This is a genomic window from Methylobacterium sp. WCS2018Hpa-22 (genome assembly GCF_031843785.1).
Classification (GTDB): Bacteria; Pseudomonadota; Alphaproteobacteria; order Rhizobiales; family Beijerinckiaceae; genus Methylobacterium.
The window spans coordinates 389,669-407,319 of sequence record NZ_JAVTJA010000001.1; the positions used below are offsets into that span (position 1 = coordinate 389,669).

17 protein-coding genes are annotated in these 17,651 nt (G+C 67.8%); 5 read left to right on the forward strand and 12 right to left on the reverse strand.

The window, feature by feature from the left end:
- Positions 1-116 precede the first annotated feature (116 nt).
- Together RQI43_RS01750 and RQI43_RS01755 are read right to left on the reverse strand one after the other, a co-directional pair.
- The gene (locus RQI43_RS01750; RefSeq protein WP_311273990.1) at positions 117-884 is read right to left on the reverse strand and encodes a 5-oxoprolinase subunit PxpA; all 768 of its coding nucleotides are present in this window, start codon (positions 882-884) and stop codon (positions 117-119) included.
- Positions 881-1,126 (reverse strand): helix-turn-helix domain-containing protein, encoded by a 246-nt coding sequence (locus RQI43_RS01755; protein ID WP_207411386.1) that lies wholly within the window; start codon positions 1,124-1,126, stop codon positions 881-883. Before RQI43_RS01755 ends, RQI43_RS01750 begins: the two co-directional genes overlap by 4 nt.
- Before the next feature lie 971 nt (positions 1,127-2,097).
- On the opposite strand from RQI43_RS01755, the gene RQI43_RS01760 reads away from it, so the two are divergent.
- Positions 2,098-3,711, forward strand: a complete 1,614-nt coding sequence (locus RQI43_RS01760) for a TROVE domain-containing protein (RefSeq protein ID WP_311273991.1) — start codon at positions 2,098-2,100, stop codon at positions 3,709-3,711.
- 66 nt (positions 3,712-3,777) lie between these two features.
- On the opposite strand, the gene pncB is transcribed toward RQI43_RS01760, so the two are convergent.
- Both pncB and RQI43_RS01770 read right to left on the reverse strand, forming a co-directional pair.
- Positions 3,778-5,070, reverse strand: a complete 1,293-nt coding sequence (gene pncB, locus RQI43_RS01765; RefSeq protein ID WP_311273992.1) for a nicotinate phosphoribosyltransferase — start codon at positions 5,068-5,070, stop codon at positions 3,778-3,780.
- A 776-nt stretch (positions 5,071-5,846) separates the two neighbouring features.
- Entirely contained in the window at positions 5,847-6,350 is a 504-nt protein-coding gene (locus tag RQI43_RS01770; RefSeq protein WP_056433585.1) for a pyridoxamine 5'-phosphate oxidase family protein, read from the reverse strand.
- Between the two features lie 130 nt (positions 6,351-6,480).
- Between RQI43_RS01770 and RQI43_RS01775 the strand changes: the two genes are divergently transcribed.
- From RQI43_RS01775 to mobA, 3 genes are all read left to right on the forward strand, one after another.
- Entirely contained in the window at positions 6,481-6,801 is a 321-nt protein-coding gene (locus RQI43_RS01775; RefSeq protein ID WP_311273993.1) for a hypothetical protein, read from the forward strand.
- Between the two features lie 124 nt (positions 6,802-6,925).
- The gene (locus RQI43_RS01780) at positions 6,926-8,062 is read left to right on the forward strand and encodes an Mrp/NBP35 family ATP-binding protein (RefSeq protein WP_311273994.1); all 1,137 of its coding nucleotides are present in this window, start codon (positions 6,926-6,928) and stop codon (positions 8,060-8,062) included.
- 6 nt (positions 8,063-8,068) lie between these two features.
- The gene (mobA, locus tag RQI43_RS01785) at positions 8,069-8,683 is read left to right on the forward strand and encodes a molybdenum cofactor guanylyltransferase MobA (RefSeq protein WP_311273995.1); all 615 of its coding nucleotides are present in this window, start codon (positions 8,069-8,071) and stop codon (positions 8,681-8,683) included.
- A gap of 3 nt (positions 8,684-8,686) precedes the next feature.
- On the opposite strand, the gene RQI43_RS01790 is transcribed toward mobA, so the two are convergent.
- The 7 genes from RQI43_RS01790 to RQI43_RS01820 all read right to left on the reverse strand — a co-directional run bounded on the left by RQI43_RS01790 (position 8,687) and on the right by RQI43_RS01820 (position 15,911).
- Positions 8,687-9,775, reverse strand: coding sequence for a GSU2403 family nucleotidyltransferase fold protein (locus RQI43_RS01790; RefSeq protein WP_311273996.1), 1,089 nt, complete (start codon positions 9,773-9,775; stop codon positions 8,687-8,689).
- A 126-nt stretch (positions 9,776-9,901) separates the two neighbouring features.
- On the reverse strand, positions 9,902-10,360 hold the full coding sequence (locus RQI43_RS01795) for a peptidylprolyl isomerase (protein WP_018043013.1): 459 nt from the start codon (positions 10,358-10,360) through the stop codon (positions 9,902-9,904).
- A 4-nt stretch (positions 10,361-10,364) separates the two neighbouring features.
- Positions 10,365-10,865, reverse strand: a complete 501-nt coding sequence (locus RQI43_RS01800) for a hypothetical protein (RefSeq protein WP_311273997.1) — start codon at positions 10,863-10,865, stop codon at positions 10,365-10,367.
- A complete protein-coding gene (locus RQI43_RS01805) occupies positions 10,862-11,428 on the reverse strand; it encodes a peptidylprolyl isomerase (RefSeq protein WP_311273998.1) in 567 nt (188 codons plus the stop codon). Before RQI43_RS01805 ends, RQI43_RS01800 begins: the two co-directional genes overlap by 4 nt.
- A gap of 44 nt (positions 11,429-11,472) precedes the next feature.
- Positions 11,473-11,973, reverse strand: coding sequence for a pantetheine-phosphate adenylyltransferase (gene coaD / locus RQI43_RS01810; RefSeq protein ID WP_311273999.1), 501 nt, complete (start codon positions 11,971-11,973; stop codon positions 11,473-11,475).
- A 446-nt stretch (positions 11,974-12,419) separates the two neighbouring features.
- Entirely contained in the window at positions 12,420-15,176 is a 2,757-nt protein-coding gene (gene gyrA / locus RQI43_RS01815) for a DNA gyrase subunit A (protein WP_056433600.1), read from the reverse strand.
- A gap of 360 nt (positions 15,177-15,536) precedes the next feature.
- Positions 15,537-15,911: a YciI family protein gene (locus RQI43_RS01820; protein WP_056433603.1), complete on the reverse strand. Its 375-nt coding sequence runs from the start codon at positions 15,909-15,911 to the stop codon at positions 15,537-15,539.
- A 127-nt stretch (positions 15,912-16,038) separates the two neighbouring features.
- Between RQI43_RS01820 and RQI43_RS01825 the strand changes: the two genes are divergently transcribed.
- Positions 16,039-16,731 carry an HAD-IA family hydrolase gene (locus RQI43_RS01825; RefSeq protein WP_311274000.1) on the forward strand — a complete coding sequence of 231 codons (693 nt, stop codon included), beginning with the start codon at positions 16,039-16,041 and terminating at the stop codon, positions 16,729-16,731.
- 323 nt (positions 16,732-17,054) lie between these two features.
- Here RQI43_RS01825 and ssb read toward each other — a convergent pair whose 3' ends face one another.
- Positions 17,055-17,621, reverse strand: coding sequence for a single-stranded DNA-binding protein (gene ssb, locus RQI43_RS01830; RefSeq protein ID WP_056433608.1), 567 nt, complete (start codon positions 17,619-17,621; stop codon positions 17,055-17,057).
- Between the last annotated feature and the right edge of the window lie 30 nt (positions 17,622-17,651).

Below are 17,651 nucleotides of genomic sequence, written 5' to 3' on the forward strand. Positions count from 1 at the left end.
GTCTCAACGCTACGCACACGATGTCGCGGCAATCTCGCCAGCGTAATCGCCATGAGGAACGGAGTATCGGCGGGAAACGATCCCTGCTTCCTGGAAGCTTTGCATTCATTCCGGCATCAGGCGGCGTTGAACGCGGCCAGTGCGAAGCCCGCTTCTCCGAGGGCGAGCCTGACCGCGCGCGCCGTCTCGACCGCTCGTGGCGTATCGCCGTGGACGCAGATCGTGTCGATGGACACCGCGATCCGGCGGCCGGACAGGGTGATCACCGCGCCCTCCTCCACCATGCGGCGGACCCGCGCCGCCGCCTCGGCCGCATCGTGGATCACGGCCCCAGCAAGTGAGCGCGCGCAGAGTTGCCCATCGTCGGCATAGGCCCGGTCGGCATAGATCTCCCGCACCACGGCGAGACCGGCATCGAGAGCCGCGCGCTCGGCCGCGAGGCCCGGCATCACCACCAGAGGCAGAGTCCGGTCGACGGCGAGGACCGCCCGCGCCAGAGCCTTCGCCACATCCGAGTCGGAGTTCGACAGGTTGGCGAGGGCTCCGTGCGCCTTCACATGGGTGACGCGATGATGGCCGAGGGCCGCACAGGCCTGGAGCGCGCCGATCTGGTAGGCCACCCCGGCTTCGATCTCCCCCGCGCTCTCGGCGATGACCCGACGGCCGAAGCCGCGCAGATCCTGAAATCCCGGATGGGCGCCGATAGACACGCCGCGCGCCTTGGCCGCCGAGGCGGTGGCGACCATGATCGCGGGATCGCCGCCATGGAAGCCGCAGGCGACGTTGGCCGAGGTGACGAGATCGAGGAGCGCCGCGTCGTCGCCGAGCGTGTAGGGGCCGTAGCCCTCGCCGAGATCGGCGTTGAGGTCGATGCGGCGGCTCATGCGGCCCGTGCCGGCCGCGCCCGCAACATCACCCCGAACCCTTCGTCCTCGTCGCCTATGAAACGGACGCCCTCCCCTTCGAGGGCGTTGCGGATGGCGTCGAGCGTCCGGTTGCGCGGGGCGACTTGGTCGCTCTCGATCATGTTGAGAGTGACGATGGAGAGGGAGGCCCGCGCCGCGAGCGTCCCTTGCGTCCATTTCAGCAGCCCGCGTCCGGCGCGGATCTGAGCGGATGTGATCATGCGAAGGAGATGGACCGAACTGTAAGATTTTTCAAGTTTCGGCTTGACTGGACCGGAGCGCAACTCTAATCACCCCGCCATCGGCCTACCGGGCCGGTGATCGAGGGTTATCGCACCATTTCCGACGTCCGCGGTCGCGAGCCGTGGGGGCCTCGAGGCCCAGTCGTCCTCGATCGTTCATGACCGGCAGACCAGATTGCCTCACCGGCGCGGGCCGGCGGGGGCTCGGTTATCACCTCTCATGTGAAACCGCCCGAGCCCCATTCGACATGTCCGCGTCCCTCGCCATTCGGTCCCTGCCACGGACGGAGCAACGCATGAAGAAAGTCGACCTAAGCGTCGCCGCGTTCGCCTGTCACGGGGGCGAAAGCCGGCGACCGACCCGTCTTTGATCCGGCGCTCCGCGCGGGCCGCTGACGAACGGTTATCTTTGGGATGAAGGGCTTTCGAGCCCTGGGGTTCGACCCCCCGACGGCCTCGCGGCCGATCCGTTCGCCTCGACCATGTCCGCGCGGCCATAGGCCGGGTTCACCGACAATCCCTCATCGTCGACGTTTCCGTCGCCTTCGCGCGGTGCGGGCCTCCTGGCTCGCGTCCGAGCGTCCGCGCCGGAACCCGAGCGGTCCGTGCGGGCCGACAGGGGACGGTTATCGGTAGAGCGCCGCGGGGCTCGCCTCGCTGAGGTTGCGGATTCGAATTCCGCCGGGGCCGTCGCGGTCCCGAAGCTCATGACGCCGTCCCTCGAACACATGCCCGCATGGCCGACCCGGATCGGCGAGCGGATCACCCCATCGGCCGCGCGGGCCGACGCGGCAGGATTATCGACGTCTTGTGTCGCGGGTTCGACTCCCGCCGGGCAGCGATGCCCGTAGCTCAGACGGTAGAGCAAAGACCCCTCCTGCCACTGACCCATGCCCGCGCGGCCCCAACGAACCACCGGGCACGAGGCCCCGTGGAGGAAGGAGCGAGCGATGATGTCCTATGCCAAGCTGTTCTCGCTCCGGCGCAATCCGCAGTCGGAGCCCATTCCCCGTACCGTGCCGAACTCGGCCGGCGGACACGCCTTCCCGGTGAGCGACTGGACGCGGCTCGACCGTTTCCTGGTGCTCGGCTCCGAGGGCGGCTCGTACTATGCCGGCCCCGTCGCCCTGACGCGCGACAATGCCCGGGCCGTGCTGCGGTGCCTCGCGGAAGACGGCCCGCGCGTGGTCGCCGCCATCGTGGCGGTGAGCGAGGCCGGACGGGCTCCGAAGCAGGATCCGGCGATCTTCGCCCTGGCGCTCGCCGCCTCGGCGGAGGGCGAGCATGCCCTCGCCACCCGCCGGGCCGCCCTGGCCGCCCTTCCTCGGGTCTGCCGCACGGGTACGCACCTGTTCCAGTTCGCGTCCGCCGTCGAGGCGATGCGCGGCTGGGGCCGTGGCCTGCGCCGCGCGGTGGCCGATTGGTACGTCGCCCGCCCCGTGGAGGCCCTTGCCTACCAGGCGGTGAAGTATCGTTCGCGCAACGGCTGGTCGCACCGCGATCTGCTGCGGCTGGCTCATCCGGAGACGGGTGAGCCGGATCGCGCCGCCCTGTTCGACTGGATCTGCCGCGGCACCCTGGCCGAGGCGGCACCGGCGCTCGTCCACGCCTTCGCCTCGGTGCAGGCGCCGGGCGTCAACGGGGCTTCGGCCGCGGCGATGATCCGCACGCACGGCCTGCCGTGGGAGGCGTTGCCGACCGAGCTGATGACGAGCCGTGCGGTGAACGAGGCGCTGATCGAGCGCATGCCGGTGGGAGCCCTCGTGCGTCAGCTCGGGCGGCTCACGGCTTCGGGCGTGCTCGCCCCCTTCTCGGAGGGGACCGAGCATGTCCGGGCGGTACTGTCGGACCGGACGCGCATCCTCGATGCGCGCCTCCATCCGATGGCGCTGCTCATGGCGCTCAAGACCTACGCGTCGGGGCGCGGTGAGCGCGGCCGGCTCTCCTGGGAGCCGGTGGCCGCCATCGTCGAGGCGCTGAACGCCGCGTTCTACACGGCGTTCGCGTCGGTGACGCCCACCGGCAAGCGTATCGTCCTGGCCCTCGATGTGTCGGGGTCCATGGCGACGGGAGGCGTGGCCGGGTCTTCGCTCACCCCGCGTGAGGCGGCCGCCGCGATGGCGCTCGTCACCGCGGCGACCGAGGAGCACTGGCAGGTCGTCGGCTTCACGGCCGGTGCCGGCCGGCGCCGGAACGAGGGCACGGCGCTGACCGCGCTGCCGATCGGGCCGTCGATGCGGCTCGACGCGGCGGTGGCGGCCACGGCCGACTTGCCCTTCGGTGGGACGGATTGCTCGCTGCCCATGCGCTGGGCCCTCGAGCGGAACGTCAAGGCCGACGCCTTCGTGGTCTACACCGACTCGGAGACGTGGGCGGGGCCGGTCCACCCGGTGGAGGCCCTGCGCGCGTACCGGCGGAAGACCGGGATCGACGCCAAGCTCGTGGTCGTGGGGCTCGTCTCCAACGGCTTCAGCATCGCCGACCCGGAGGATGCCGGCATGCTCGACGTGGTCGGCTTCGACGCCGCCGCGCCGGCGCTGATCGCGGACTTCCTCCGCGCCTGACAGGGGAGACGGACGGCACGCCGCCCGTCTCCCGCATGCCTGGATGAGGGCCCCTCTCGGCAAACCTCACACGATGACCGGCATCTCCGCCATCTCGCCGATGCCGAAGATGCGCTTGTAGCGGGCGACCTCGTCGGCGGGGCCGATGGCCTTGGACGGGTTGTCGGAGATCTTCACGGTCGGCCGGCCGTTGGCGGCGATGACCTTGCAGACGATGGAGATCGGATCGAGCCCGTGATCGGGCACCAGCCCGCGGAAATCGTTGGTGAGCAGGGTGCCCCAGCCGTAGCCGATGCGCATCCGCCCGTGGAAATGCGCGTGGATCGCCTCGATCGTCTCGATATCCAGCCCATCCGAGAAGATCGCGAGCTTGGAGGCCGGATCGCAGCCGCGCGACGCCCACCAGGCGATGGCCTCCTCGCCGCCCTCGATCGGGTCCTTCGAATCGATGCGGATCCCGGTCCAGGCCGTCATCCATTCGGGCGCATGGGCCAGGAAACCGGTGGTGCCGTAGGTGTCCGGCAGCATCACCAGGAGGTTGCCGGCGTAATCCTGCTGCCAGTCGCGCAGCACGTCGTAGGGCGCTTGGGCCAGGGCCTCGTCGTCCTCGGCGAGGGCCGAGTAGACCATCGGCAGTTCATGGGCGTTGGTGCCCACCGCCTCGACCTCGCGGCGCATGGCGATGAGGCAGTTCGACGTGCCGAGGAAGGCCTCGCCCAGGCCCTCGCGCATCGCCTCGACGCACCAATCCTGCCACAGGAATCCGTGGCGGCGGCGGGTGCCGAAATCGGCGATGGAGAGGCCCGGCAGGCGCTTCAGCCGCTCGATCTTCTCCCAGACCCTCGTCATCGCCCGCGCGTAGAGGATCTGCAGCTCGAACTTGCCGAGCCCGCGCAGAACCCCGCGCGAGCGCAGCTCGTTGAGGATGGCGAGCGCCGGCACTTCCCACATCGTGGTTTCGATCCAGGGACCGTGGAAGGTGAGAACGTATTGTCCGTCGCGCGCCTCGAGTTCGTAGTCCGGCAGGCGGAAGCCTTCGAGCCAATCCATATAGTCGGCTGAGAACATCTGGCGGTTGCCGTAGAAGGTGTTGCCGCGCAGCCAGGTCGATTCCCCCCGGCTCAGGCGAACGGTGCGGGCGTGATCGAGCTGCTCGCGCAATTCCCCCACATCGACGAAATCGGCGATGCGGACGGAGCGGCTGCGGTTCTGGATGCCGAAGGTCACGTCGGCGTCGCGATGGCGGCGAAAGATCGTCTGCGCCATCAGGAGCTTGTAGAAATCGGTATCGAGCAGCGACCGGATGATCGGGTCGATCTTGAAATTGTGGTTGTAAACCCGCGTCGCGAGATCGAGCATGGTCGGGAGGGATCCAGCGCGGGACCCGGGCGCCCGCTCGCCGGCGAAGAGCGCACGGGCCTCGGGCGCGAGTCAATCGGACGGGCGGTGAATGGCGGGGGTCGATCTCATGTCGAAGCGGTATGGCATGACGTTCACTGGCCCATCTCCGTCTTTCCGGGGCCGCGCAGCGGAGCCCGGAATCCAGAGCCGCGCCCTGGGGTGACATGGCAAAGCCTCGGGTTCCGGATGGTATGCCTGGGGCCTAGCCCTTCGGGTCCGGGCTCGCCTTCGGCGGCCCGGCATGACGGCGTGAGAGAAACGCCGCAGGCCAATCGTTAACTGATCCTACGGTTGGCTCGAGCTTAGATCGGTTCCCCTGCCCGGCTTGGCCAAGTCTAGCCTGGGACTCACGCCGACCGCTTTTTCGTGTCCCCGGAGGGCGAGGTAAGCTGCAGGCTCCCTCTTCTTACGAGCAGGGAGATTGCAGATGGCGTCACATCGTCATTCCGGATCGCTGCCGACAAGCCCTGACCCGAGGGCGCGCCAGCGGCGCGCGATTCAGATCCACTGGCGGTGCAAAGTCGTGCACCGATTGTGTTTCTGGATCCCGGGCTCCGCTGCGCGGCCCCGGGATGACGGGGGCGATAAATGGGTTTTCGTCGAGCAAATCGATGTCTGCCACCGACCTGCCTTCCATGAGAAGGCGCCGGTGGCGACTGCTCGATGCCTCCTCACGCAGAAGGGCGGCCACCCAGCTTCGGATGACCGCCCCACTGTCCGTCCCGTCAAAAAAATCAGGCGAGATCGACCTTCTTGGTTTCGGTCTTGGGCGATTCGCCGGTGAGGGCGGCCTTCACGTAGCCGTAGATGTGCAGGGCCGTGGCGTTGGGGCTGTCCCAATACTCGCCCTTCTCCGGGTGGATGCGGATGAGCGCGACTTCCGGGTCGTCCTTGCCGTTAGGGAACCAGGTCTTCATGCTCTCGCTCCACTTCTCGTCGACGAGGGCCTGATCGGTGACGATCTCGGCCTTGCCGGCGATGGAGACGTAGGTCTGGCTCGACGGGTCAGAATAGGCGAGATTGACCTGGTTGTCCTTGCTGATCTCAGCGGTCTTCGGCGAGTGCAGCTTGGTGAAGAACCAGATGTCGCCGTTCTCGTCGGTATCCTGGCTCCACATCGGGCGGCTGTAGAGCTTCCCGTCCTGATCCGCCGTGGTCATCATCGCGACCTTGATGTCCTTGACGAGTTCGAACAGCTTCTTCGCGCCCTCGTGGTCGCGGTGGTTGCCTTGATGCATGAAACGGGTCTCCTGAAGATCTGTCGTCCGTCTCAGGGCACGGATGTCCCGGTCGCGGGCCGGCCCTGAAGGCTGCACTCACAACGGGCCAGGGCTCGCTTGGTTCAGCACCGTTCGGAGAAGAGGAAGAATGTCTTTGCCCGTCCCGATCCAGGGAATCCCAGGCCTGTTCCTCCTCAACCTGCTCCTGGGTGCGGCCTGCGCCCTTCCCCTCCTCACCGCGCCCGTCGCGGCGCAAGTCCGCTTCGGTCCCGGCGTGCGGATCGGCGGCCACGATTTCTCGAACCGGCGCTACGGCAGCGTCCATATCCAGCGGGTGAAGCGTCTCCCCGGCCCGCCCGGATGCCGCCATCTCCGCAATGGGATGTATCGGCGCGGCGACGGGTCGGTGGTCAGGGGCCCGATGGAGCGGTGCAACCTCATGGCCATCCCGCCCGAGCGCCGGCGCTGAAGCCGCCCGCTCCGTGCATATCGGAGGGTAGAGACCGCAACGGGTCTGGCGTTCTGATTGCCGTCGGTTACATGCAAGGTAACGTTCGGGCCGCCCGCCCATTAGTCTTGCCTGGAGAAACATCTTGGCCATCACTCGCGACGACGTGCTCAAGGCGCTGTCCGCCGTCACCGTCGATGCCGGCGGGACCACGCTGCCCGCATCGGGCCGCCTGTCCCAGGTCGTGGTCGACCCCACCAACCGGGTCATGTTCTCGATCCTGATCGACCCCAGCGAGGCTGAGCGTTTCGAGCCAATCCGGCGCAAGGCCGAGGGCACCGTCCTGGCCATGGCGGGCGTCTCCGGCGTCTTCGCGAGCCTGACCTCGGAGCGCGGCCCGAACCAGCCCGCCCCTCCGACCCAGGCCGCGGCACCGCAACCGCCTCAGCCGGGACGACCCGCCCCTCCCCGCACCGGCCCTGCGCTGCCGGGCGTGCGCCACATCGTGGCGGTCGCCTCCGGCAAGGGCGGCGTCGGTAAGTCCACCACCGCCTGCAACCTCGCCCTCGCTCTTTCAGCGCAGGGGCTGAAGGTCGGGCTGCTCGATGCCGATATCTACGGCCCCTCGGTGCCCAAGCTGTTCGGCCTGTCCGGCAAGCCGAAAGTGATCGAGGAGCGTCTGCTCGCGCCCATGGACGGCTACGGCATCAAGGTGATGTCCATCGGCTTCCTCATCGAGCCCGAGACGGCGATGATCTGGCGCGGCCCGATGGTGCAGTCGGCCATCACCCAGATGCTGCGCGAGGTCGCCTGGGGCGAGCTCGACATCCTCGTGGTCGACATGCCGCCGGGCACCGGCGACGCCCAGCTCACCATGGCCCAGGCGACGCCGCTCTCCGGGGCCGTCATCGTCTCGACGCCGCAGGATCTCGCGCTGATCGACGCGCGGCGCGGGGTGACGATGTTCCGCAAGGTCTCGGTGCCGATCCTCGGCGTCATCGAGAACATGGCGACCTTCATCTGCCCGAATTGCGGCCATGCCTCGCACATCTTCGGCCATGGCGGCGCCCGCGACGAGGCCGCGCGGCTCGACGTGCCGTTCCTCGGCGAGGTCCCGCTCGACATGACCATCCGGGAGACCTCCGATTCCGGCCGTCCCGTGGTGGCGGTGGACCCGGACGGGCCGCACGCGAAGGTCTATCGCGGCATCGCCGCGCAGCTCTGGGCCAACCTCACCGGCGGGCCGGCCCCCCGCGCCGCGCCGCGCATCGTCATCGAGTAGCCCGGCGTGGAGCCCGTGCTCGGCGTGATCCTGGCCGGCGGTCTGTCCCGCCGGATGGGCGGCGGCGACAAGCCGCTGAGAATTCTGGCGGGCCGCAGCCTGCTCGACCGGGTGGTTGAGCGGTTCGCGCCGCAATGCGGTCTCGGCATCGTCCTCAACGCCAATGGCGACCCGGCCCGGTTCCCGGAATTCCCCGGCCCGATCGTGCCGGACGGGGTGCCAGACCATCCGGGGCCGCTCGCGGGAATCCTCGCCGCCCTCGACTACGCGGCCGCGCGCCACCCCTCTGCTACCCATGTCGCCAGCGTCACGGGCGACGCGCCGTTCCTGCCCCTCGACCTGGTGGACCGCCTCCGGACCGGACTGTCCGGCTCCCCCATCGCCATGGCCTCATCGGCCGGGCGGGAGCATTTCACCGTGGCGCTCTGGGCCGTGTCCCTGCGCGAGGACCTTCGGACGGCCCTGGTGGAACGCGGCGAGCGGCGCGTCGGCGCGTTCCTCCGCCACCACGGGGCCGTGGCGGTGGACTGGCCGGCGGAACCGCTCGACCCATTCCTGAACATCAACACGCCGGAGGATCTGGCGCTGGCGGAAACGCTGCTTCGTCAGGCCGATCGGTGATCGCTACGCAGGAGATGCGGGAAACCCGACCTGCGTCGGCTCGTAGCCCAGTATTCCGCCATGCGCGCAGACGGCTTGCGTGATGGCGATGCGCCCGGTCTCGTCGAGGCGAGCGACGCCTGTTTCTAGGTGACGGCGCCAGGAGGGACCTCGGCTCCACGCCTCGACCCAGGAGGCTGCCAGAGCAACGGGCTGGTTCCTGGCCAGGGCCGCGATCAGGAAGCCTGCCTGAGTTAGGTCCTTCGCCTGTTTCTCACGCTCGGTCCGCTCGTTCGCCACGATGAGTTTGTGAACGGCGTAGCGCTCTGGAGCTGGCACCGTGACGGAGATCCCGCCGGCATGGAGCAGCGTCGAGCGAACAGGGTCTCTGATGAGGAAATCGAGACAGCGAAGCGGCTGGGCGCTGACACCGCCGAGGGCCGGCACCGGGACGAGCGCGCCGGTCAGATCGTCCGAGCCGCGGTTCGAGACGAGAAACTCCACCCGAAACCCATCGGCGTTCGCGAAAGCGCTCGTGCGGTCCGGCAGCGACAGGTTCGGCACCGGACGGAAGCTCGCATCTACGGCCTGAAGTTCCTCGTGAACGGGAGGCATGCTCTCTCCGATCGCGACCGAGATGCCGTAATCCTGTGCGAGATCGATGTCGCCGGTCCTGAGCGCTCTCATCGGGCGCTCTCCGACGAGGCCCGGATAGGTTTGGAACGCCACCGTGCCGACCAGGACCCCACGCAGCCGAAAGAAGCCTGCCTGCGCCAGACGTTCGACGACCCGGCCCGTCAGGGCGTCCGCGGTCGGAAACCCGGCGCTCCGCAACATGCGAACCGCGTCGATACGGGTGCGGTAATCGACCCGCTGGCGGTCATGGGCCTCGACCCGCCGCGTGGTCTCGGAATCCGCCACCGTGCCGACATAGCGGTTGGACTTCGTGCCGGTGGCGGCATCGTAGCCCTGATAGTACCAGTATTCGCGCGCCTTGATGGTGCGCCTGATGAACTTGCCGTTCTCGGGAAAGTCGCGGTCGAACTCCGCATCGGCGCAGCGCTGATTGAGATCGGCGAAGACCGTCTGCGCGGCGGCATCGATGGACGGCATGGCTCGTACCCGCGTTACAGGAAAATCGCCGTTTTCATGTAACGCGGGGAGCTGGGCCCCACAAACGAGAAAGGGCGTCCGCGCGGGTCACGCGCGGACGCCCTTTTCATCGACGGATCGACCGGCTCAGGCGGTGCCGACCGTGGCCTTGACGATCTTGTCCGGCGAGCGGGGCGGCTCGCCCTTGTTGAGGCTGTCCACCACGTCCATGCCTTCGGTCACCTTGCCCCAGACGGTGTATTGCTTGTCGAGGAAGCGGGCATCGCCGAAGCAGAGGAAGAACTGCGAATTGGCCGAATGCGGGAAGTTGGTGCGGGCCATGGAGCAGGTGCCGCGCACATGCGGCTCGTCGTTGAACTCGGCCTTCAGGTCCGGCAGGTCGGAACCGCCCGAGCCGGTGCCCGTCGGGTCGCCGGTCTGGGCCATGAACCCGTCGATGACGCGGTGGAACGGCACGCCGTCGTAGAATCCCTGTCCCGCCAGCGTCTTGAGACGCTCGACATGGTTGGGGGCGAGATCCGGGCGCAGCCCGATGACGACGCGGCCCTTGGTGGTTTCGAGGATGAGGGTTTCGGTATCGGCCATGGGGTCAGACTCCTTGTCCCTGGGGACCTTGGTAGATGAACCGCAGGGCGATCGGGCGCCCCGCGATGGCGGCGCCGAGCGCCGGCGTGATCGCGACCGGCGTGCAGCGCCGGATCGCGTCGAGGGTCGAGCGGGTCAGGATATCCCTGCCGCGCTGATCGGCATTCTGCATCGAGAAGGTGATGCGAGGCTCGCCGATGACGGACCCGTCGCGGCGGAGCGCGAAACGGGCGGTGATCTCGGTACGCGGGAAGCCGGCGAGGCCCTGCGGTATCTCCCAGCAGGCGGCCAGCCTCGGATAGAGATCCTTCAGCGTGTCGGCCGGATTCACGGCGATGCCACCCTCCGGCACCTGCACGGTGGAGCGCAGAGACTCGGGCAGCGCCAGGGGCAGGCCGGACGCTGCCAGGGCGGCTCCTGCAAAAGCCGCCGCGAACGGGATGGCGACCGCCGACGCGGCGACGGCGAGGCGCGTCGGGCGCCTCACTGTCGCGCCTCCGCTCATTTCGCGCCTTGGGCCATCTGCATCTTCACGATCTTGTCGGGGTTCTGGACCGCGCCGCCCGGAGCGCCCGCGGCGGCCTTCTTGATCTTGTCGACGACATCCATGCCGGAGGAGACGAGCCCGATCACGGTGTACTGGCCGTTCAGGAACGGCGCATCGCCGAGGCAGATGAAGAACTGCGAGTTCGCCGAGTTCGGATCCGACGAGCGGGCCATGCCGAGCGTGCCGCGCCGGAACGGCGATTGCGAGAATTCGGCCGGGATGTTCGGCAGGGACGAACCGCCCGTGCCGTTGCCCTTCGGGTCGCCGGTCTGGGCCATGAACCCGTCCATGACGCGATGGAACTTCAGCCCGTCATAGAAGCCCTTCTTGATGAGGGTCTTGAGCTGGGCCACGTGCTGCGGCGCGAGATCGGGACGCAGCTCGATGGTGACGCGGCCATCCTTGGTGTCGAGATAGACCGTGTTGTCGTCGGCGGCCCGTGCCACGGGCGCGAACCCGATCATGGCGGCGAGGGCCAGGGACAGGAAGGCGGTCCGCCGATGGAGGGTCCGATGAGTCATGAGGGGGCGGTCTCCGGTCCGTTGAAAGAGGTGGATGGAAGGGATCAGGCTTGCGTGAAGCGCGCGGCGAGCCGTTCCGCCACGAGGGGAGGAACGAAGGGCGAGACATCGCCGCCCATGGCCGCGATCTGGCGAACCAAGGTGGCGGTGATCGGCCGGACGCCGGTTGAGGCGGGCAGGAACACGGTCTGCACCTCCGGCGCCATGGCACCGTTCATGCCGGCGAGCTGCATCTCGTAGTCGAGATCCGTGCCGTCGCGCAGGCCGCGGATGAAGATGCTGGCGCCCGAGCGCCGTGCGGCCGACACCGCCAGATCGTCGAAAGTCACGATGTCGAGGCTGGCGCCTTCGGCCTCCGCCAGGGGGGCGCAGGTCGCCTGCAGCAGATCCGCGCGTTCCTCGGGCGAGAACATGGGGGCCTTGCCCGGATGCACGCCGATGGCGATCACCAGGTGCTGCACGAGCCGGCATGCCTGACGGATGACGTCGAGGTGTCCGTTCGTGACCGGATCGAAAGAGCCAGCGTAGAGCGCGGTGCGGATCATCACCGGTGGGCGTAGAGCATTTCGCCTCGAAACGGAACCGCCCGCGACCAGCCCGGCCCGAAAGCGAATCCTCCCCGTAATGGACCGGCGCACGAAAAAGGGCGGATGCCCCGATGGAGCGCCCGCCCGAAGTTTCGGTCTTCGAAGTCTGGTCGACGACGTCCGGCTTATGGATTCGCCAAGCGAAGTGCCGGAACGTCAGAGCCTTTTCGCAACTCCACGCTGCGCCGAACGTCTCGTTCGGTCCGGCGCGGATCGTGGAGCGATATCTCTCTGAGGCTGAACTTATCGATGCATCGCGGCGCCGGATATGACTTGGCTGCAACACCGAAGATCAGTGACCGAAACGAGAATGCCGGCCAAGTCTTGCGACTCGACCGGCATTCCCCGCGACAATGTTCAGACTGGTCTCGAACGATTCCAGACCGGCCTGAACAGGGCCGTCTTCAGGTGGCGTCGCCTGCGGGATCGATTGCCGTCACCTCTCCGGCATCGTCCTCACCTTCGCCTTCACCTTCGATATGCTCGACGGAGACCACGCGCTCGGTCTTCTCGGTGTTGAACACCGTGACACCCTGCGAGGCGCGGCCGACGATGCGGATATCGTCCACCGGCACACGGATGAGTTGTCCGGCATTGGTCACCAGCATGATCTGGTCGGAGGGCTGGACCGGGAAGGAGGCGACGAGGTTGCCGTTGCGCGGGTTGACCCGCATGGCGGTGATGCCTTTGCCGCCGCGACCCGAGATTCGATACTCGAAGGACGAGCTGCGCTTGCCGAAGCCGCGCTCGGAGAGGGTGAGCACGAATTGCTGAGCGGCGCCCATTTCGGCGTAGCGCTCCTGGGAGAGAAGCGGTGCATCGGTGGCGATGTCCTCGGAATCGGCATCGCCGCCCTCGGTGTCGCCGATCACGGCCCGCTGCATCTTCAGGAAGGCGCCCCGCTCCTCGGGCGTCGCATCGAAGCTGTTGAGGATCGTCATCGAGATGACGCGGTCGTCCTGCGCCAGGCTGATGCCGCGCACGCCGGTGGAATCGCGGCCCTTGAAGACGCGGACATCCTCCACCGGGAAGCGGATGCACTGGCCGGCTTGCGTGGTGAGCAGGACGTTCTGGTCGGCGCGGCAGATCTCCACGTGGACGATGTGGTCGCCCTCATCGAGCTTCATGGCGATCTTGCCGGCGCGGTTCACCTGCACGAAGTCCGAGAGCTTGTTGCGCCTCACGCCGCCGCTGGCGGTGGCGAACATGACGTCGAGCGTCTCCCAGGAGGCTTCGTCCTCGGGCAGCGGCATGATCGTGGTGATGCGCTCCGTGCCCGCATCCATGGCGAGGATGTTAACCAGCGCCTTGCCGCGCGCGTTGGGGGCGGCCATCGGCAGGCGCCAGACCTTCTCCTTGTAGACCTGCCCCTGGTTCGAGAAGAACAGGACCGGCGTATGGGTGCTGGCGACGAACAGGCGGGTGACGAAATCCTCGTCTCGGGTGGACATGCCCGAGCGGCCCTTGCCGCCCCTGCGCTGGGCCCGGTAGGTCGAGAGCGGCACGCGCTTGACGTAGCCGGCATGGGACACGGTGACGACCATGTCCTCGCGCTGGATCAGGTCCTCGTCCTCGACGTTCGAATCCCAGTCGAGGATCATGGTCTTGCGCGGCGTGGCGTAGGCCTCGCGCACTTCGCGCAGCTCGTCCTTGACGATGGTCATGATGCGCAGGCGCGAGCGCAGGATGTCGAGGTAGTCGGCGATCTCGTCGGCGAGCTTCTGGAGCTCGTCGCCGATCTCGTCGCGGCCGAGAGCGGTGAGGCGCTGCAGGCGCAGGTCGAGGATGGCGCGGGCCTGGATCTCCGACAGGCGGTAATTGCCGTTCTCGTCCACGCGGTGGCGCGGGTCGTCCACCAGGGCGATGAGCGGCGCGATGTCGAGGGCCGGCCAATGGCGGCCCATCAGCGCCTCGCGGGCGGTGTTCGGATCGGGCGAGGTGCGGATGAGGCGGATGACCTCGTCGATATTGGCCACCGCGATGGCGAGGCCGCACAGGACGTGGGCGCGCTCGCGGGCTTTGCCGAGCAGGAACTTGGTCCTACGGGAGACGACTTCTTCGCGGAAGTCGACGAAGGCCGTGAGCAGGTCCTTCAGGTTCATCAGTTCGGGGCGGCCGCCGTTCAGCGCCACCATGTTGCAGCCGAACGAGGATTGCAGCGGTGTGAAGCGGTAGAGCTGGTTCAGCACCACGTCGGCCATCGAATCGCGCTTGATCTCGATGACGATGCGCATGCCGTCGCGGTCGGATTCGTCGCGCAGGTCGGAGATGCCCTCGACCCGCTTCTCCTTCACCAGCTCGGCGATCTTCTCCATGAGAGTCGCCTTGTTCACCTGATACGGGATCTCGGTGAAGATCAGCGCCTCGCGCTCCTTGCGAAGCTCTTCCACATGGGACTTCGCCCGCATGATGACCGAGCCGCGGCCCGTGGCGTAGGCCTGCCGCACGCCGGCGCGGCCGAGGATCGAGCCGCCGGTGGGGAAGTCGGGGCCGGGGACGTATTCGGTCAGCTGCTCGATCGTCAGGCCCGGCTCGTCGATGAGGGCGATGCAGGCGTCGATGAGCTCGCCGAGATTGTGCGGCGGGATGTTGGTGGCCATGCCCACCGCGATGCCGCCCGCTCCGTTGACGAGGAGGTTGGGGAAGCGCGCGGGCAGAACCTTCGGCTCCTCGCGCGACTCGTCGTAGTTCGGCTGGAAGTCGACGGTGTTCTTGTCGATATCGGCGAGCAACGCGTTGGCGGGCTTGGCCAGACGCGACTCGGTGTAGCGCATGGCCGCCGGCGGATCGCCGTCCACGGAGCCGAAATTGCCCTGGCCGTCGATGAGCATGAGCCGCATCGAGAAGTCCTGGGCCATGCGGACCAAGGCGTCGTAGATCGATTGGTCGCCATGCGGATGGTAGAGACCGATCACGTCGCCGACGATGCGGGCCGACTTGACGTATTTCCGCTCGGGCAGGTGCCCGCTCTCATAGGCCGAGTAGAGGATGCGCCGGTGCACCGGCTTCAGGCCGTCCCGCGCATCGGGCAAAGCCCGGCTCACGATCACGCTCATGGCGTAATCGAGATAGGAGCGGCGCATCTCGTCGGTGATGGAAACGGGCTTGATGTCCGAGGCGGGCGGCGTCGCGCCGGCGCCGGTATCGTCTTTCTCTGCCAAGGTCTTCGATCTCTGCCTGTGACGGTCCCGGCGGGCCGGGTCCGCGTGGAGCGACGGGCGCTACGGAAAGTGGGGGGCGGGGCGTTCCGCGTGGCCTCGAAAAGGCCGGCCGCGTCACGTCCTGGCTCGGACGTCCTTCATACGCCATCCGGTGCCGCTGCGCCACCGCCGGACATGTCGCGACGACATCGACAAACCCCATGCGTCGCAAGCGCTTGCCACGCCGATTTCAGCGCATGAGCGCCGGTTGTTTCCCGGCCTCTTCCCCGAATGGGTTGAGGCGCGGCCGAACCCGATCCGGGGCCCAGGTCGGAGTGTCGCGAGACGGCCTGCAATGGTGGGGTCGGAGCCTCGTGCTCCTCACCCCGCCGCAGCGCCCGCGAAATCGGACATCTCGTAGAGCGGCCGGATCTCGATCTCGCTCGGGCCGGGCATCGGGTTGGGACAGCGCTTCACCCAGTCGAGCGCTTCCTCCATGTCCTTCACCTGCCAGAGCCAGAAGCCGGCGACCAGTTCCCCGGTCGCGGCGAAGGGGCCGTCGCTGACGGTGCGGGAGGCACCATCGAAGGCGACCCGCTTGCCCTTGGCGGAGGGGTGCAGGCCCTCGCCGGCGAGGAGGATGCCCGCCTTGGCGAGTTCCATGTTGAACTCGCCCATGGCGGTGAGCAGGTCGAGGGAGGGCATGATCCCCGCCTCGCTGTCTGTGGTCGCCTTGACCAGAACCATGACGCGCATCGATTCGCCTCCCCTGCTCGATCGTGCCCATGGAAGCACGAAGGCACGGTTCGTGTGAACTCACAGACCGCTGGGCCGGTTACCCGACGCCATCGATCCCGCCGCATCCATCGACAGGGGCAAAGTCATGCTCGTTCGCCCGAAAGCCGTCGCTTTCGATATCATCGGCACCGTGTTCAGCATGGAGCCGATGCGGCCCGCCCTGGTGGCGATGGGCTTGCCGCCCCTCGCCCTGGACTTCCTCTACACCGCCGGCCTGCGGGACATGTTCGCCCTGGCGGCGACAGGCACCTTTGCGCCGTTCCAGTCCGTGCTGTCGGGGTGCCTGGACGAGGTGCTCGCCATGCATGGCCTCTCCGCCTCGCCGGAGGACAAGACGGCTTTGCTCGGCATGATGAAGGCCCTTCCGCCGCACGAGGACGCCAAGGCGGCATTCGAGGTTCTGGCCGATGCCGGCATCCGGGTCTTCGCACTGAGCAACGGCGCAGCCGCGACCACGAGGGGATTGCTCGCTGCGGCCGGCATGGAGGGGCTCGTCGAGCGGGTTTTCTCCATCGAAGAGGTGAAGCTCTCGAAGCCGCGCCCCGAGGTCTACCGCCATGCCGCGCGGGCCGCCGCCCTCGCCCCGAGCGAGATGGCGATGATCGCGACCCACCCTTGGGACCTCCACGGCGCCAGGATCGCCGGCCTCATGACTGGCTATGTCGCTCGTGGCGTGCCGTACTCACCGGACCTCGAGGCACCGGATCTGACCGGGGAAACCCTGCTGGAGGTCGCATCGGCGATGGTGCGGCTCGGGCCGTCGCAACCCGACGCCTGATGCCTGTTCGCTATCGGGGCGCCCGTCCGTCCGCTCCAGTGAGCGTCTTTTGAATTTATCGAGCTGCTCGACGTCTGTTCCCCGGTTCACGAGCGGTCGATATGAGGCGCGACAGCACTCCCTCTCCTGGAAGGAGAGGGCTGGGGTGAGGTGTGGTCCATCTCCGGAAAGGTCACACACCTCACCCTGTCCCTCTCCTTCCAAGAGAGGGGACCCGCGCTGCCCGCGAGATATGTGACTATCTTCGCCGTGAGCGGGCCGGGTGGAGGCCGATACGCCTAGCTTCCCGTCCGTCGGATGCCGTTGACGGGAACGGCAGATCCCTAGAACGGGATATCGTCGTCGAGGTCGTAATTGGGCTTCGAGGTGCTCGCCGCCGGCCGACGCTCGCCGCCCGAGGAACGGCCGCCGCCGTATTCCCCGCCGCGATCGCCACCCCGGTCTCCCCCGCGATCCCCGCCACGGCCGCCGCCGTAATCGCCGCCACGGCTGATCTGGCCGCCGCCCTCGTCGTCGGCGCCCATTTCTCCGCCGCCGCTACGACCGTCGAGGAGCGTGAGTTCACCGCGGAAGCGCTGGAGCACCACCTCGGTGGTGTATTTCTCGACGCCGGACTGGTCCGCCCATTTCCGGGTCTGGAGCTGGCCCTCGATATAGACCTTCGAGCCCTTGCGCAGGTACTGCTCGGCCACGCGGGCGAGGTTCTCGTTGTAGATCACCACCGAGTGCCACTCGGTCTTCTCCTTGCGCTCGCCCGAGGCCTTGTCCTTCCAGGATTCGGACGTGGCGATGCGCAGGTTGACCACGGGATCGCCGGAGGCGAGGCGCCGGGTCTCGGGGTCGCGCCCGAGATTGCCCACCAAAATCACCTTGTTGACGCTGCCGGCCATGCCGCTCTCCTCTCGATCGATCTCACTGAC